The 15,330-nt window shown below is 69.7% G+C and carries 13 protein-coding genes; 5 read left to right on the top strand and 8 right to left on the bottom strand.

The annotated features are described in order from the left end of the window. Positions 1-14: 14 nt before the first annotated feature. The 4 genes from J8M50_RS12940 to J8M50_RS12925 all read right to left on the bottom strand — a co-directional run bounded on the left by J8M50_RS12940 (position 15) and on the right by J8M50_RS12925 (position 7,425). Positions 15-2,138, bottom strand: a complete 2,124-nt coding sequence (locus J8M50_RS12940; protein ID WP_010360680.1) for a protein kinase domain-containing protein — start codon at positions 2,136-2,138, stop codon at positions 15-17. An 80-nt stretch (positions 2,139-2,218) separates the two neighbouring features. Further along, positions 2,219-5,317 (bottom strand): efflux RND transporter permease subunit, encoded by a 3,099-nt coding sequence (locus J8M50_RS12935; RefSeq protein WP_010360678.1) that lies wholly within the window; start codon positions 5,315-5,317, stop codon positions 2,219-2,221. Between the two features lie 159 nt (positions 5,318-5,476). Continuing rightward, positions 5,477-6,157, bottom strand: a complete 681-nt coding sequence (locus J8M50_RS12930; protein WP_010360676.1) for a response regulator — start codon at positions 6,155-6,157, stop codon at positions 5,477-5,479. Beyond that, positions 6,154-7,425, bottom strand: coding sequence for a sensor histidine kinase (locus J8M50_RS12925; protein WP_050987427.1), 1,272 nt, complete (start codon positions 7,423-7,425; stop codon positions 6,154-6,156). The genes J8M50_RS12930 and J8M50_RS12925 overlap by 4 nt, the downstream gene beginning before the upstream one ends. 365 nt (positions 7,426-7,790) lie before the next feature. On the opposite strand from J8M50_RS12925, the gene J8M50_RS12920 reads away from it, so the two are divergent. Beyond that, on the top strand, positions 7,791-8,234 hold the full coding sequence (locus tag J8M50_RS12920; RefSeq protein WP_010360672.1) for a VOC family protein: 444 nt from the start codon (positions 7,791-7,793) through the stop codon (positions 8,232-8,234). A 51-nt stretch (positions 8,235-8,285) separates the two neighbouring features. Here J8M50_RS12920 and pspAA read toward each other — a convergent pair whose 3' ends face one another. Both pspAA and J8M50_RS12910 read right to left on the bottom strand, forming a co-directional pair. After that, on the bottom strand, positions 8,286-8,564 hold the full coding sequence (gene pspAA / locus J8M50_RS12915) for a PspA-associated protein PspAA (RefSeq protein WP_010360671.1): 279 nt from the start codon (positions 8,562-8,564) through the stop codon (positions 8,286-8,288). A gap of 22 nt (positions 8,565-8,586) precedes the next feature. Next, on the bottom strand, positions 8,587-9,384 hold the full coding sequence (locus tag J8M50_RS12910; RefSeq protein ID WP_075661836.1) for a PspA/IM30 family protein: 798 nt from the start codon (positions 9,382-9,384) through the stop codon (positions 8,587-8,589). 215 nt (positions 9,385-9,599) lie between these two features. Here J8M50_RS12910 and J8M50_RS12905 point away from each other — a divergent pair, with 215 nt between their 5' ends. After that, positions 9,600-10,229: a DUF3043 domain-containing protein gene (locus J8M50_RS12905; protein WP_075661837.1), complete on the top strand. Its 630-nt coding sequence runs from the start codon at positions 9,600-9,602 to the stop codon at positions 10,227-10,229. Between the two features lie 86 nt (positions 10,230-10,315). Next, positions 10,316-11,017, top strand: coding sequence for a class I SAM-dependent methyltransferase (locus tag J8M50_RS12900; RefSeq protein WP_010360666.1), 702 nt, complete (start codon positions 10,316-10,318; stop codon positions 11,015-11,017). A gap of 57 nt (positions 11,018-11,074) precedes the next feature. Here the strand turns inward: J8M50_RS12900 and J8M50_RS12895 are convergent, their stop codons facing one another. Next, entirely contained in the window at positions 11,075-11,287 is a 213-nt protein-coding gene (locus J8M50_RS12895; protein WP_010360665.1) for a hypothetical protein, read from the bottom strand. Positions 11,288-11,545: 258 nt separating this feature from the next. Here J8M50_RS12895 and J8M50_RS12890 point away from each other — a divergent pair, with 258 nt between their 5' ends. Continuing rightward, the gene (locus tag J8M50_RS12890) at positions 11,546-12,745 is read left to right on the top strand and encodes a bifunctional adenosylcobinamide kinase/adenosylcobinamide-phosphate guanylyltransferase (RefSeq protein WP_029184698.1); all 1,200 of its coding nucleotides are present in this window, start codon (positions 11,546-11,548) and stop codon (positions 12,743-12,745) included. 474 nt (positions 12,746-13,219) lie between these two features. On the opposite strand, the gene J8M50_RS12885 is transcribed toward J8M50_RS12890, so the two are convergent. Continuing rightward, the gene (locus J8M50_RS12885) at positions 13,220-14,041 is read right to left on the bottom strand and encodes a class I SAM-dependent methyltransferase (RefSeq protein WP_010360663.1); all 822 of its coding nucleotides are present in this window, start codon (positions 14,039-14,041) and stop codon (positions 13,220-13,222) included. 135 nt (positions 14,042-14,176) lie between these two features. Between J8M50_RS12885 and cobT the strand changes: the two genes are divergently transcribed. Continuing rightward, the gene (cobT, locus tag J8M50_RS12880; RefSeq protein ID WP_010360662.1) at positions 14,177-15,283 is read left to right on the top strand and encodes a nicotinate-nucleotide--dimethylbenzimidazole phosphoribosyltransferase; all 1,107 of its coding nucleotides are present in this window, start codon (positions 14,177-14,179) and stop codon (positions 15,281-15,283) included. The last annotated feature ends 47 nt before the right edge of the window (positions 15,284-15,330 follow it).

The following is a 15,330-nucleotide window of genomic DNA, read 5'->3' as shown; positions in this document are numbered from 1 at the left end:
CGCAGCCGGTGGGGTCACGCTCCGGGGTGCGCGGGGTCGATGCTGAAGAGGGTGCCCTCGGGGGTCACGACCAGGAGCGCGCCCCTGTCGAGCAGCGCGGGGGTGGGCATGCCGGAGATCAGGCTCCCGACGGTCGCGCGGGGGCGGGTCTCCCACAGGAGCGTGCCGGTGCGGGCGTCCAGTGCCGCCGCCCTGCCGCTCGCGGTCGTGAGGAAGAAGGCGCCGCGGGTGTCGGGGACGGCTCCTCCGGGGCGTTCCAGGCTGGTCGCCGTCTGCCAGAGGCGCTTGCCGGTGAGGGGCGATACCGCCGTCACCCGGCCGCTCGTCGCCGCGAACGTCAGGGCGCCGTGCGCCAGAGCCACGGCGCCCTCCTGCGGCTCCGCCAGGTCCGTCGTCCGGACCGTGTCCGCCTTCAGGTCGATGACCAGGACCTTCGCGTAGAGGGAGTCCTTGCGCACCGCGACGTACACGGGACGGCCGTCGAGGAGACCGGCGTACTCGGAGTTGACCGGCGGGGCCGAACTCAGGCGGCGGGTCGTGCCGTCGGCCGGGTCCAGCGTGAGGAGTTGGCGGTCCGTGCCGGACGCTGTGTGGTAGTTCGTGCACTCCATGAAGCCGACGCGGAAATCGCAGCCGTAGTCGAAGGGGAGCGTCGTACTCCAGCGGGCCTTGCCGTCCTTCGGGGTGCGGGCCGTGACGGTTCCGCCGTCCGGTACGAGGACCAGGTCGCCGACCAGGGTCGGCTGGGCGTACCGCTCGCCGACGCTGCGGGTCCACAGGCGTTCGCCGTCGGTGGTGGCGTACGCGACGAGTCTGTCCTCGCTGGCGGTCGACTCGTTCACTAGGAGGACGCCGTCGTGTACGCCGATGACGTCGGCGTTGTAGTCCTCGATCGGGGCGCCGGGGGGCAGGGGGTCGATGCGCCACAGGGTGCGGCCGGTCGCGGTGTCGATGCGGACGGGGAAGGTGCCGGCGCCCGCGCAGTAGACGGAGCCGGTGTCCAGGGCGCAGGACGGGTACTTGTAGCCGTCGTTGTTCGGCTTCGACGCCTGTGCCAGGCCTGCCGCTGCCGTCGCGAACACGGTCGTCTGCCAGGGGCGCCAGCCGGTGGGGACGGCCTCCCAGCGAGTCGGTGACGGGGACGGGTTCGGTTTCGCGTCGTCCTTCTTGAACTGCGGGACCAGGAAGGCGCCGAGCGCGATGGCGAGGGCACCGGCTATGCCGGCCAGCAGGGGGGTTCTGCGGCTCCTGGCGGGGGGTGGCGGGGGCTGTGTCGGTACCGGATTCAGCGGGCGGTGCAGGACCGTCGGCATGTCGTCCAGACCGTCCTCGTCCGGCAGCGCCGTCGCGAGGATGGGGGCGAGGGCGTCGAGGGTGGGGCGTTCCGCCGGGTCCTTCGCCAGGCAGCGGACCAGGGTTCCGTGGAGGGCCTCGGGTACGCCGGACAGGTCCGGGGGGTCGGTGAGGACCTGGTACGCCGCGATGTACGGGCTGTCCGCGTCGAAGGGGCCCTTGCCGGTCGCCGCGAACGTCAGGAGGGCGGCGAGGGAGAACACGTCCGACGCCGGGCCGACGGTGCGCGCGTCCGTGAGCTGCTCCGGGGACATGAACGGGGGTGTGCCCATCATGTGGCCGGTCTCGGTGAGTTGCTGGTTCTCGGCGGCGCGGGAGATGCCGAAGTCGATGACGCGGGGGCCGTCGTCGGCCATCAGCACGTTCGCGGGCTTCAGGTCCCGGTGCACGACTCCGGCCCGGTGAATGTCCCGCAACGCCTCCACGAGCCCGAGCGCGAGCCGCCGGAGTTCGGTGCCGCGCAGGGGGCCGTCGTCCCGCACGCGGGCGGACAGAGCACGGCCGGGTACGTACTGGGTCGCCATCCAGGGCCGACCGGCATCGGGATCCGCATCGACGACGGCTGCCGTGAACGCGCCGCTGACCTTGCGGGCGGCGGCGATCTCCTGACGGAACCTGGCGCGGAACACGGCGTCGGAGGCGTACTGGTTATGGACGACCTTGACGGCGACTTCACGCCCGGAACGGGACCGGGCGCGGTAGACGACGCCCATGCCCCCGGCCCCGAGCCGGTCGACGATCTGGTACTCACCGAGCTTCTCGGGGTCGCCTTCGTGCAGCGCCACGCCTTGTTCCCCTCCCCCGCAGAGTCGTACCAGGTCACAGGATAAGGAAACCCTGTGAGGGAGGGGACACCGGGAGACGATCAGACTCCCGCGGGCTCGGGTTCCTTCACAGGATCCGCCGCTTCACCGTTCTTCGCCGCCTTCTTCGCCGCTCGCCGTTCCTTGCGGAGTTCGAGCATCGCGTACAGCGTCGGTACCAACAGCAACGTCAGCAGCGTCGATGTGATCAAGCCGCCGATCACCACCACCGCGAGCGGTTGTGAGATGAAGCCGCCCTCGCCGGTTACTCCCAGGGCCATCGGGAGTAGGGCGAAGATCGTCGCCAGGGCCGTCATCAGGATCGGGCGCAGGCGGTGGCGGCCACCCTCTACTACCGCCTCGACCACGCCGTATCCCTGGGAGCGGTACTGGTTGATCAGGTCGATCAGGACGATCGCGTTCGTGACCACGATGCCTATCAGCATCAGCATGCCGATCATCGCCGGGACTCCCATCGGGGTGCCGGTGATCAGGAGCAGGCCGATCGCTCCCGTTGCCGCGAACGGGATCGAGACCAAGAGGATCAGTGGCTGAACCAATGAGCGGAACGTCGCCACCAGCAGCATGAAGACGATCGCGATCGCCGCCAGCATCGCCAGACCGAGGTTCTTGAACGCGCTGTCCTGGTCGGAGGAGACTCCGCCGATCTCGGCGCGGGCGCCCTCGGGGAGCTTCAGGGCGTCGATCTTCGACTGGAGGGCCGTGCTGACCGCGCCCGTGTTGTCGCCGGTCGGCTTCGCCGTGATCGTCGCGGCGCGCTGGCCGTCGATGCGGGTCATGGAGACCGGGCCGTCGACGACCTGGACGGTCGCCACGTCACCGAGCTTCACCGCACCCAGCGACAGAGACCGAAGCTCCGCCAGCGTCTTCGCCGGTTTCGCCGACGTGATCACGACGTCGCGCTCGGTGTCGTCGAGAACGGCCTTGGCAGCCGTCGTACCGCGTACGGCCTGCGCGACGGCCATGCCGAGCGACTGGTCGTCGAAGCCGGCGGCGGCAGCCTTCGCATTCGCCTTCACCGAGATCCGCGGCACGCTCTGCGAGAGGTCGCTCGTGACGTCCGTGACGTCGTCCAGCGACGCCACCGCCTTGCGCACCTCCTCCGACGCCGTGCGCAGCGTGTCCCCGTCCGACGCCTTCACGACGACGCTGAGGTCCTGCGCCCCGAACCCGTCCCCGGCGGAGACGGTGACCGTCCCAGCGCCGTCGAGCTTCTTGATGCCGTCCTCGACGCGCTTCTGGACGGTGTCGTACGACGCGGAGTCCTCCAGCATGACCTGGTACGACGCCTGGTTGCTGTCGGTCGCGCCGCCGAACGCCGCAAGGAACCCGGAGGACCCGATGGTGACCTGGTAGTCCTTGACGCCCTCGGTGTCGGCGAGCAGCGCCTCGACCTTCTTCGCCTCGGCGTCGGTGGCCGCCAGGCTCGTACCCGGCTTCAACTCCTGCTTGACGGTGAGGACTTGCTGCTCGCCCTGGTCGAAGAAGTTCGTCTTGAGCAGCGGCGCCATGCCGAAGGTGCCGAGCAGGACGACGACCGCGATGGCCACGCTCGTCAGACGGCGACGGGTCGCGAACCGCAGGACAGGGACGTACGCCTTCTGAAGCCTGCTGTTCTCCTCCTTCTCCTCCGCGATGCGGCGCGCCTCGGCCGCGTCCTCGGGGGTGCCCTTGGGGGCGCGCAGGAACCAGAACGACATGACGGGGACGACGGTGAGCGACACCAGCAGCGACGCGAGCAGGGCCGCCGTCACCGTCAGGCTGAAGGAGCCGAAGAGTGCGCCGACCATGCCCCCGACCAGCCCGATCGGCAGGAACACGGCGACGGTGGTGAGCGTCGACGACGTCACCGCGCCCGCGACCTCGCGGACGGCGGTCAGGATCGCCGTCTGGCGCTCCTCGCCGTAGCCGAGGTGCCGTTTGATGTTCTCCAGGACCACGATCGAGTCGTCGACGACCCGGCCGATCGCGATGGTCAGCGCGCCGAGCGTGAGCATGTTGAGCGACAGGTCGCGGGTCCACAGGACGATCAGCGCGAGCACCACGGACAGCGGGATCGAGACCGCCGTGACCAGCGTCGAACGGATCGACGCGAGGAAGACGAGGATCACGATGACCGCGAAGAGCAGGCCGAGCCCGCCTTCGGTGGTCAGGCCCTTGATGGACTTGGAGACGGCCGGACCCTGGTCGCTGACGACGGTGATCTCGGCGCCGAGGTCCTTGCGCAGCGCGGGGAGCTTGTCCTCGACGGCGTTGGAGACGGTGACCGCGCTGCCGTCGTGGGCCATCGTGACGGATACGGCGAGGCTGGGCTTGCCGTCGGTGCGGGTGATGGAGTCGGCGGGGGCCTCCGCCTCGCGGACGGCAGCGATGTCCGCGACCTTGACCGGGGCCTTGCCGGGAACGGGGATACGCAGATCAGCTATTTGCCGGACCGACGTATAACCGCCGCCGATCTGGACCGTCCGGTTCGCGCCCGCCTCGTCGAAGGAGCCGCCCGGCAGCGTGACGCCGCCCGCCTGGAGGGCCTTCGCGAGGGACTGGACGTTCAGACCGGCCGCCGCGAGCTTCGCGTCGTCCGGCGTGATCGTGACCCGCAGGTCGCGTACGCCGGTCACGGTGACCTGGCCGACGCCGTCGATGTCCCGCAGCGCGGGGACCACCGTCGAGTCGAGCTGGTCGGCGAGGGCCTGCTGGTCCTTGGCGGAGGTGACGGCGAGGACGACCGTCGGGATGTCGTCCGTGGACCCCGCGACGACCTGCGGGTCGACGGCGTCCGGCAGCCCCGCGCGGGCGCGGTTCACGGCCTGCTGGACGTCGGCGACGATGCGCTTCGTGTCGTTGCCGTAGTCGAAGGACGCCATGATGACGGCGTTGCCCTCGCTCGCGGTGGAGGTGACGCCGGTGATGCCGTCGACGCCTTCGAGGTTGTTCTCGATCGGCTCGACGACCTGCTTCTCCACGACGTCGGGAGAGGCGCCCTGGTACGGCGCGATCACCGACACCATGGGGAGTTCGATGGTGGGCAGGAGCTGCTGTTTGAGCTGGGGTATCGCGATCAGCCCGAAGACGAGCGCGACCAGCGACATCAGCCCGATCAGGGCGCGTTGGGCGAGGCTGAACCTGGACAGCCAGGACATGGGCGGGAGTTCTCTCTTCTGTGAGCGGCAGAAGTGGGCCTGTGGGTGGCAAGGAGCCGGTGACTCCCACCCTGGTCCATCACCGGGGGCCGTTCTGTAGCCCCGAGGTCCCGTTCCTTATCCGCCGCATACTCCGGCCGCAGTACGACCGTACGAACGTCACTCCACCCTTGGGCGTACCAGGCCCGACTCGTAGGCGATGACGACGAGTTGGGCGCGGTCGCGGGCGCCGAGCTTGGCCATGGCCCGGTTGACGTGCGTTTTCACGGTCAGCGGGCTGACTTCGAGCCGCTCGGCGATCTCGTCGTTCGAGTGGCCTCCGGCGACCTGGACCAGGACCTCGCGCTCTCGGACGGTCAGCGCTTCCAGGCGGGCCGCGCGGACCGGGTCGCCCGGGTCGTCGTCGCCCTGGGCGAGGAACCTCGCGATCAGGCCCTTCGTCGCGGCCGGGGAGAGGAGTGCCTCGCCGCCTGCCGCTACGCGGATCGCGCTGAGGAGTTCCTCCGGTTCGCTGCCCTTGCCGAGGAAGCCTGAGGCGCCCGCCCTGAGGGACTGCACGACGTAGTCGTCCACCTCGAAGGTCGTCAGTATCACGACCCTGACGTGTGCGAGCGTGGGATCGGCGCTGATCATCCTCGTCGCCGCGAGGCCGTCCGTGCCGGGCATGCGGATGTCCATCAGGACGACGTCCGCGCGTTCCTCCTTCGCCAGGCGTACCGCCTCCGCGCCGTCCGACGCCTCGCCCACGACCTGCATGTCCGGTTCCGAGTCCACGAGCACGCGGAACGCGCTGCGGAGCAGTGCCTGGTCGTCGGCGAGCAGGACCCGGATCGGTGTCATAGGGAGTTCTCCGCCTTGCTGGTCGTCTTGACCGGCAGGATCGCATGGACGCGGAAGCCGCCGCCGTAGCGGGGGCCGGTGGTGAGGGTTCCTCTGAGCGCGGAGACGCGTTCCCTCATGCCGAGGAGGCCGTGGCCGCCGCCCGTCTCGGCGGGTTGGTTGTCCGGGGGTGTGCCGTTGTCCAGGACCGTGATTTCTACGTTCGGGCCTACTCGTACGACGCTGACTTCCGCCTTTGCGGTGGGGCCCGCGTGTTTCTGTACGTTCGTCAGGGCTTCCTGGATTACTCGGTACGCGGCGAGGTCCACGGCTGCGGGGAGGGTGGTGTCCTGGTCCGCTCTTGCTACCTCGACCTTGAGGCCTGCGTTGCGGAAGGTGTCGGCCAGTTCGTCCAGGCGGCCCAGGCCGGGGGCCGGTTCTGTGGGGGCCTCCGGGTCGCCGGATTGCCTCAACAGGCCCACTGTCGCGCGGAGTTCGTTCAGCGCCGAGCGGCTTGCCTCACGGACGTGGGCCAGGGCTTCCTTTGCCTGGTCGGGGCGCTTGTCCATGACGTGTGCTGCTACTCCTGCCTGGACGTTCACCAGGGCGATGTGGTGCGCGACCACGTCGTGCAGGTCCCGGGCGATCCTCAGGCGTTCCTCAGCGACCCTTCTGCGGGCCTCCTCCTCCCGGGTGCGTTCCGCTCTCTCCGCTCGGTCCCTGATCGCCTGGACCATGGCCCGCCTGCTGCGTACGGCGTCTCCGGCCGTCGCTCCGATGCCGGTCCAGGCGAAGACGCCGAGGTTTTCCTGGGCGTACCAGGGCAGGGGGCCGGCCAGCATCGCGGCGCCGGTGAGGACCGTGACGGTGAGGATGCCGAGGCGGAGGGTGGTCGAGCGGTCTGTGGAGGCGGCGACTGTGAAGAGGGCGATCACCGCTGACATGACTACGGGTGCCCTGGGGTCGCCGGCCGTCAGGCACTCCGTGAGGGAGACGCCGGAGGTTGCCGCGAGGACCCTGATCGGGGAGCGGCGCCTGAAGATCAGGGCGATGGCGCCGAGGGTCATGAGGAGGAGGCTCAGGGGGTCGGGGGTGCTGACGCCCCAGCTGACTCCTCGGTCGCCATGCGGCTCCACGAAGCTGCCGGCGAGCATGCACACGAGGACGCCGGCTGCGAGGGCGGCGTCGAGGGCGAGGGGGTGCGCTTTGAGGCCACCGCGGGCTCGGTCGAGGGTTCGTGTGCGTGGGCTCACGCTGCCAAGGTACGGCGGGGGTGGGTGGGGCGTCATCGGGGGTGGTGGGGGTGGGTTCGGTTTGGGGTCGGGTGCGGGTTGTCGGTGGCTGGTCGCGCAGTTCCCCGCGCCCCTAAAAGAACGACGGTCGCCGTCGCTTTTCGAGTGCGCGCTGCGTCGATGGTCCTGCGGGCTCAGGAAGTAGGGCGGGTGCGGGTGATCTGTGGTTGCTCGCGCAGTTCCCCGCGCCCCTAAAAGAACGACGGTGGCCGTAGCTTTTCAGGTGCGGGGCGGGTTCGTCGTGACTGGTCGCGCCCACGCGGCGGACCAGTCACCTGTGTCGTAAGTCCTAGGCCCCTCTCTCCGCCGGCTACTGCCGCAGCCCGATCCAGGCCCCCACCAGCCCGTGTGACCATGCCCCCATGACTCACACCTGGCCCTCCCACCTCGACGTCGGCGCCGTGCGGTTCGCTCGGCCCACTGCCCACTACGACGACGTTCTCGTGTTCTACCGGGACGCCCTCGGGCTGCCTGTGCTCGCGGAGTGGCGGGGGCACAGTGGGTACGACGGGGTCGTGCTGGGGTTGCCCGGTGCGCCCGTGAACATGGAGCTGTTGCAGTACGGGGAGCCGCCTCGGATTCCTGAGGCGCACCCTGAGAACCAGCTGGTGCTGTATCTGCGAGGGCCGGAGGCGGTGGCCACGGCGGCTGCGCGGCTCGCTGAGCATGGGCATGCTCCGGTCGCGCCCGCCAATCCCTACTGGGACCAGCACGGAGCCGTTCTCTTCGAGGATCCGGACGGGTGGCTCGTGGTGCTGGCGCCGTGGGTGTTCGGGGAGGAGAGGCCGCCGGGGGCGAAGGCGTGAGGGGGCTCGCCCTCGGCGCTCTAGGGCGGGAACCCCTCGGACCCGGTTCCGTCAGCCTGGGATCAGGCCGTCGTCGTTCAGCATCGCTCGGACCTCTTCGAGAGTTGCGTCCGGGGCGGGGAGGATCAGGTCCGAGGGTTCCAGGGCGTCGTCCGGGAGCGGTGTGCCCAGGCGGCGGACCTCGTTCAGGAGGGCCGTCAGCGTGTGGCGGAACGCCTGTTCGTCGGCGGATTCGAGTTCCGTCAGGAGGTCGTCGTCCAGTTTGTTCAGGGCTGGGAGGTGGGACTCCGAGAGTTCCAGTTGGCCCTCACCCATGATCCGTACGATCATGACGACCTCCTTGGCGTGACCCCTACTGCTTGTCGAAGCGGGGGGTGTCCTGTGGCTGTTGTTGGGGCTGGGACTGGCTCGCGCCGCCTTCGATGGCCTGCTGGGAGGCGGACGGGCCCCCAGCCAGTTCGGCCTTCATGCGCTGGAGTTCCAGCTCTACATCAGTACCACCGGAGAGACGGTCCAGCTCGGTCTGGATGTCGTCCTTGGCGAGGCCCGTGGGGTCGTCGAGGGCACCCGAGGCCAGCAGCTCGTCCAGTGCGCCCGCTCGGGCCTGGAGCTGTGCGGTCTTGTCCTCGGCGCGCTGGATCGCGAGGCCGACGTCCCCCATCTCCTCGGAGATGCCGGAGAACGCCTCGCCGATGCGGGTCTGGGCCTGCGCGGCGGTGTACGTCGCCTTGATGGTCTCCTTCTTCGTACGGAAGGCGTCCACCTTGGCCTGGAGCCGCTGGGCCGCGAGGGTGAGCTTCTCCTCCTCGCCCTGGAGCGTGGAGTGCTGCGTCTCCAGGTCGGTGACCTGCTGCTGGAGCGCGGCGCGGCGGGACAGCGCCTCGCGGGCGAGGTCCTCACGGCCGAGGGCGAGCGCCTTGCGGCCCTGGTCCTCCAGCTTGGACGACTGGGACTGCAACTGGTTGAGCTGGAGCTCCAGCCGCTTGCGGGAGGTGGCGACGTCGGCCACGCCCCGGCGGACCTTCTGGAGCAGCTCCAGCTGCTTCTGATACGAGTAATCGAGGGTTTCGCGCGGGTCCTCGGCCCGGTCAAGGGCTTTGTTCGCCTTCGCGCGGAAGATCATCCCCATACGCTTCATGACACCGCTCATGGGCTTCGCGCGCCCCCTTCTGACAGTCTCCAGCTCACGATCTGCGACAGAACCCACAGTACGGGCCCTGCCTCCATTGACGCACTGTTCCGGGACGGATGCGCTCCTCCCCAAGGACGACTGTGTCCGCCCCCGGTCCGGCGTAAGGAGTAGGTGAACCCCTTGCTTACAAGACGACCGGCGTTGCCGGATCGTTCCCCGCCCGACTGGGGTCCATGCGTCCGGAACGCTTACCCTTGGGTTTTGTGTTCCGTAGCCGCTCCACCAAGGACGAGAAGGCCGCCGCCGACGAGGCGTCGCTGACCGACTCCACGCAGACCCGAGACCCGCAGGCCCCCAAGGGCCGGCCCACGCCGAAGCGCAGTGAGGCCCGCTCCCAGCGCCGCAGCGTCTCCAACACGCCGATGACGCGGAAGGAGGCGGCGAAGCGCCAGCGCGAGGAGCGCCGGCGTCAGCTGGACAAGCAGCGCGAGGCCCTCGCCGGTGGCGACGAGCGCTACCTGCCCGCGCGCGACCAGGGCAAGGTCCGCAAGTTCACCCGCGACTACATCGACTCCCGGCTGAACGTCGCGGAGACGTTCCTGCCGATGGCCGTCGTGATCCTCGCGCTGAGCATCGTCCGCGTCGCCGAGCTCCAGACGCTCTCGCTGCTGCTGTGGCTGGTCCTGATCGTGCTGATCGTGCTCGACTCGGTCGTCATCAGCTTCCGGCTGCGCAAGCAGCTCACGGCCCGCTTCCCCGAGGAGTCCCACAAGGGCGCCGTGCCGTACGCGCTCATGCGCTCCCTCCAGGTTCGTCGGCTCCGCCTGCCGAAGCCGCAGGTCAAGCGGGGTGCGAAGCTCTGAGCACGTCGCCGTCGTTCTCCGGGGACGCGGCCGAGGCCTGGCTCGATCGGCTGGGTGGGCTGCGGGACGTCGTACGACAGGAACTGGTGGCACGCCAGCTCGACGAACAGATAGCCGGGCGGTACTCCGTCGGGCGGCGGCTGCGGGTTCTCGACGTCGGGATGGGGCAGGGTACGCAGGCCCTGCGGCTCGCCCGGCTCGGTCACGAGGTGACCGGGCTCGAACAGAATCCGCTGATGCTGGCGACCGCGCGCGAGGCGCTCGCCCGTGAGCCCGAGGGCATCCGTGAGCGGGTGCGGATCATAGAGGGCGACGGGCGGGAGACCGGCGTCCACTTCCTGCCGGGCAGCTTCGACGTCGTGCTCTGTCATGGGGTGCTGATGTACGTTCCCGATCCCGATGCGCTCCTCGCCGGGCTCGGGCGGATGCTCGCGCCCGGGGGGATGGTGTCCCTCCTCGTCCGCAACGGTGACGCCCTCGCCATGCGGCCCGGGCTGTCCGGGGACTGGGCCACCGCGCAGGCCGCGTTCGACTCCTTCGACTACACGAATCGGCTCGGGCTCGATGTGCGGGCGGATCGGCTGGCCACGCTGACCGATGCGCTGGCCGGGATCGGGGCGCCGCTTCAGGCCTGGTACGGGGTTCGGGTGTTCACGGACGCGGCTCCTGACGATGCCGTCGTGCCCGGGGATCTGGGGCCCTTGCTCGCCGCTGAGGAGCGGGCCGGGCGTACGGATCCCTATCGGGGGGTCGCCGCGTTGATCCACCTGTGTGGCGTGCGGGGCTGATCGCTCGCGTTCACCGCCCGGTGAGGGGTTCCCACCGGGCGGTGTGGTTCTTCTGGCTCAGGAATCTGCCGGGTGCAGGCTCATCGGGCCGTAGATCTCCGTGGTGTCCTCGAAGAGGCGTACCTGGTCCGCGCCGCCCTCCGCCAGGGCCTGCCACTGTTCGCCGATCCAGGACTCGGCGTCGCCCTGCGTGGTGAACTCCTCCGGTTCCACGGCGGGTTGGACCTCCGTCCCGTCGGTCTTCTCGAACCGCCACGTCCATGCCGCCATGTACGCCTCCTGGTGTGACCGGGGTCTGATCTTGGTCCGGTGGCCCAGAGTATGCGGTTCGGTGGGCCGGTCGTAGGGGGCTTCGGGGGTTGTTTGTTCGGCTACCGGCCGGTGGGGGGTGCTCGCGCCCCGCGGCGGAGCCGCATATCGATGCAGCCCCGCGCCCCTTGGGTGCGCTGCCCTCAGGGCGTCGGCAAGTACCCGCGAGTCCTTTGCCCATGTCGCGCGTTCGCTTCTCCTTCAGGTGAAAATCGATCCGTGGAATTGACTCTGCTCGGTACCGGTGCCCCTGCGGGGCTTCCTCGTCCTGACTGTGCTTGTGCTGTGTGTGCCGTGTCTCTTGGGGAGGAGGTTCGGGCTGCTACCTCTGTGCTGGTCGATGGGGACCTTCTGCTCGATCTCACTCCTGGGGCCGCCTTTGCCGCCGCCCGTGCGGGGCAGTCGCTCGGGGGGGTGCGGCAGGTGTTGTTGTCCCATCCCCATGACGGGCCCGCTGTTGAGGTGCCGCTCGGGTTGCCTCGGCCCGGGCGTGTGCCCGATGGGCGGGAGTTGGCCTTGTTGACCGGGCATCGGGTGCGGGCCGTTGCCATGGATGCCGGGGGGACCGGGTACGCCGTCACCGGGGGGGATGGGCAGCGGCTGTTGTATCTGCCGCCCGGTGGGGCTCCTGCTGGGCTTGAGGAGGGTGGGCAGCGGTACGACATGGTTCTGCTCGATGTTGTGGGGCGGCCGGATGCTCTTGCTCGGCTGCGGGCTGTGGGGGCTGTTGGCGCTACGACTGACGTGATCGCCGTTCACCTTGACCATGACGTTCCCCCTGGGGCTGAGCTTCGGCGGCGGCTCGCTGCGGTTGGGGCTCGGGCTGTGGGGGACGGTACGACTCTCACGGTCGGTGTCTACGAGGATGTGCCCGACGTTCCCCGTCGCACCCTCGTTCTTGGTGGGGCGCGGTCCGGGAAGTCTGTTGAGGCGGAGCGGCGGTTGGAGGCGTATCCGGATGTTCTGTACGTCGCGACGGGCGGGGGGCGTGGGGGTGACACGGAGTGGGCCTCGCGGGTTGCCCTTCACCGTGAGCGGCGGCCGGGGTCCTGGCGTACGGCTGAGACCTGCGATCTGGTGCCGTTGCTGGTGGAGGAGGGGGCGCCGTTGCTCATTGACTGTCTGTCCCTTTGGCTTACCGATGCGATGGACTCCGTCGGGGCGTGGGATGACGCGGTGTGGGCGGACGGGGGTGAGAAGGCGCTCCGCGCGAGGGTCGGGGAGTTGTTGGAGGCGCTGCGGGGGACGCGGCGGACGGTGGTCGTCGTGTCGAACGAGGTGGGGTCGGGGATTGTGCCGGCTACGGCTTCCGGCCGTCGGTATCGGGATGAGCTGGGGAGGTTGAATGCGGGGGTGGCTGGGGAGTGCGAACAGGTTGTGCTGGTGGTGGCGGGGCAGGCGATGGTTTTGCGGGGCTGAGGAGGTGGGACGGCTGCGGCCCGGTGGGGGCTGGTCGCGCAGTTCCCCGCGCCCCTAAAAAACAACGGTCACCGTCGCTTTTCAGGTGCGAGCTGCGTCGATGGACCTGCGGGGCTCAAGAGGTAGGGCGGCTGCGGGTGCGTTGTGGCTGGTCGCGCCCACGCGGCGGAGCCGCATATCGATACAGCCCCGCGCCCCTAAAAAGACGACGGTCACCGTAGCTTTTCAAGTGCGGGGCAGGTGCGTCGCGCCCACGCGGCGGAGCCGCATATCGGTACAGCCCCGCGCCTCTAAAAGGACGACGGTCACCGTAGCTTTTCGGGTGCGGGTAGCTAGTTGCGACCATGCGGTAGGACCAGCCCCGTGCCCCACTACGGTGGCCGTACTTTTTCAACGGGCGGTGGCTGTCGGTCTTTTAGGGGCGCGGGGAACTGCGCGATCAGGCCCCACCGGGCCGCAGACAGAGCACTCCCCCTATGCCACCCCCTTCCTCCTTCTCGCAATCACCCTGTACGTGTTCGCGAAGCGGGTGCGGCGTAGTAGCGGGGCCAAGGTGTGGTCCAAGGCTGTTGCTAGCGCTAGTAGGGGTTTCGTCAGGGGGAGCATTCGGGGTGGGATGTGGTGGGTCAGGAGCAGCGCCGTTGCCGTTGATGCGTCGTACGGGATGTGTGCCCCTCTGCGGTCCGTCTTGATGATTTCGTAGCCCTGGGTTTCTAGTTCTGCGCGGAGGTTTTCCAGGGGGATCAGGTGGTGGGCCTGCGGGAGACGCCATTTGTTCAACGGCGTGGGGGCCGGGAGTTCTAGGAGTGCGTGGCCGCCTGGGCGCAATGTGCGGAGCGCTGCGGACAGTTCGGCCCGGGGGTTCGGGGCGTATGCCAAGTGGTGGAGGACGCTCACCACGTCGTAGCGGGAGTCGAGCGCCGGGGTCAGTTCCCTGTGCGCCTCTTCCACCCGGCCCGCCGAACGTGCCCGGTCCACTCGGGGCGTCGTATCCACCCCGTCGAAGGACGTGTACGTGAACAACTCCTTCGCCGCCTCGGGGAAAGCCGCGTACCCCGTACCTACGTCCAGCCAGCTCTCCGGCTCCGGGAACGACGTCATCGCGTGGGCGGTCGCGAGGAGGCGGCGCCTGCTCGTGCGCGTCGCGAGGGCGCGGGTCAGGAGCGGTCCCCGTACAGCCTCCGCCGTCTCGCGGAACCCGTGCCCGCACTCCTCGCACTCCGCGTACCCCCGCCCCGTACGGAGGCGTTGGGAGGCGCACCAGGGACAGGTGCGCGGTTCCTGGACGTCCGGCATGCGTGCTCCCCAGTAGCCGACAATCTTCGCGAAACGGAACGTATGGGATCACGATCTTGCGTGCAACGACGCCGCACCCCCGGCAGGGAGATGTGGCGCGGAAACTGTTCGACCGGGGCCGGTACTGTTCGGCGAATGAGCTCGCTTAATCTCGACGACTTCACCGATCTGATCGAGCGCCCCGACGGCGGGGTACGGCGCGACGCGGAGGCGCGGCGGGAGCGTCAGATCGTGCCGCCCGGTGCGCTGGGGCGCCTCGACGAACTGGGTGAGTGGCTGGCGGCGGCGCAGGGCGTGGTCCCGGTACGTCCGGTCGACAACCCTAGGGTCGTGCTGTTCGCCGGGGACCACGGGATCGCCGAACTCGGCGTCTCGGCGCGGCCTGCGGGGAGCGCCGCCGAGCTGGTCCGCGCGGTGCTTGAGGGCGGTCGCCCCGTCTCCGTGCTCGCGCGTCGCGCCGGGGTTCCGGTGCGGGTCGTGGACATGTCCCTCGACTGCGAGCCGGACACGTTTCCGGCAGACGTCGTACGGCATCGGGTACGGCGGAGCAGCGGGCGTATCGACATCGAGGACGCGCTGACGCTGGAGGAGGCGGAGGCGGCGTTCCGTGCGGGGGTTGCGGTCGCCGACGAGGAGGCGGACTCCGGGACCGACCTCGTGGTGCTGGGTGATGTGAGCGTGGGCGGGACTACGGCGGCCGGTGTGCTGATCGCCGCGCTGTGCGGGACGGACGCGTCCGTCGTGACCGGGCGTGGTGGGCTCGCCATCGACGACCTCGCCTGGATGCGGAAGTGCGCGGCGATCCGGGACGCGCTGCGGCGGGCCCGGCCCGTGCTCGGGGATCAGCTTCAGTTGCTGGCGACCGTCGGCGGGGCGGATCTCGCCGCGATGACCGGGTTCCTGCTCCAGTGCGCCGTACGGAAGCTGCCGGTCGTGCTGGACGGGGTGGTGGTCGCCGCGTGCGCGCTCGTCGGCCAGCGTGTCGCTTTCCGTGCGCCGGACTGGTGGCTCGCCGCGCACAAGACCGGGGAGCCGGGGCAGGCGAAGGCGCTGGACCGGATGGCGCTGGAGCCGCTGTTGGAGCAGAACGTGCAGGTCGGGGAGGGTGCGGGGGGTGTGCTGGCGCTGCCGCTGGTGCAGGCTGCCGCCGCGTTGGCCGCGGAGTTGCCGGAGAAGGCGGCGGAGAAGCCTGCGGATGAGGTCGTGGAGTCCGAGGCGTCCGAGGCGTCCGGCGACGAGTAGAGGGGCGGGCGCAGTCCCCTCGTATCGGGCTGCGCCCTTGCGCGGTG

This window comes from Streptomyces acidiscabies (assembly GCF_020010905.1).
Classification (GTDB): Bacteria; Actinomycetota; Actinomycetes; order Streptomycetales; family Streptomycetaceae; genus Streptomyces; species Streptomyces acidiscabies.
The sequence above is the reverse complement of the archived record's forward strand: the minus strand, read 5'-3'. Positions and strand labels throughout refer to the sequence as shown.

Coding starts and splice junctions, on each gene's coding strand:
- J8M50_RS12930 (WP_010360676.1), bottom strand. CDS start 6,157: ATGACACCGATCCGGGTCCTGCTCGCCGACGACCAGGCACTGCTCCGC.
- J8M50_RS12910 (WP_075661836.1), bottom strand. CDS start 9,384: ATGAGCGGTGTCATGAAGCGTATGGGGATGATCTTCCGCGCGAAGGCG.
- cobT (WP_010360662.1), top strand. CDS start 14,177: ATGAGCTCGCTTAATCTCGACGACTTCACCGATCTGATCGAGCGCCCC.
- J8M50_RS12935 (WP_010360678.1), bottom strand. CDS start 5,317: ATGTCCTGGCTGTCCAGGTTCAGCCTCGCCCAACGCGCCCTGATCGGG.
- J8M50_RS12895 (WP_010360665.1), bottom strand. CDS start 11,287: ATGGCGGCATGGACGTGGCGGTTCGAGAAGACCGACGGGACGGAGGTC.
- pspAA (WP_010360671.1), bottom strand. CDS start 8,564: ATGATCGTACGGATCATGGGTGAGGGCCAACTGGAACTCTCGGAGTCC.
- J8M50_RS12925 (WP_050987427.1), bottom strand. CDS start 7,425: ATGACGCCCCACCCACCCCCGCCGTACCTTGGCAGCGTGAGCCCACGC.
- J8M50_RS12905 (WP_075661837.1), top strand. CDS start 9,600: ATGCGTCCGGAACGCTTACCCTTGGGTTTTGTGTTCCGTAGCCGCTCC.
- J8M50_RS12885 (WP_010360663.1), bottom strand. CDS start 14,041: ATGCCGGACGTCCAGGAACCGCGCACCTGTCCCTGGTGCGCCTCCCAA.
- J8M50_RS12920 (WP_010360672.1), top strand. CDS start 7,791: ATGACTCACACCTGGCCCTCCCACCTCGACGTCGGCGCCGTGCGGTTC.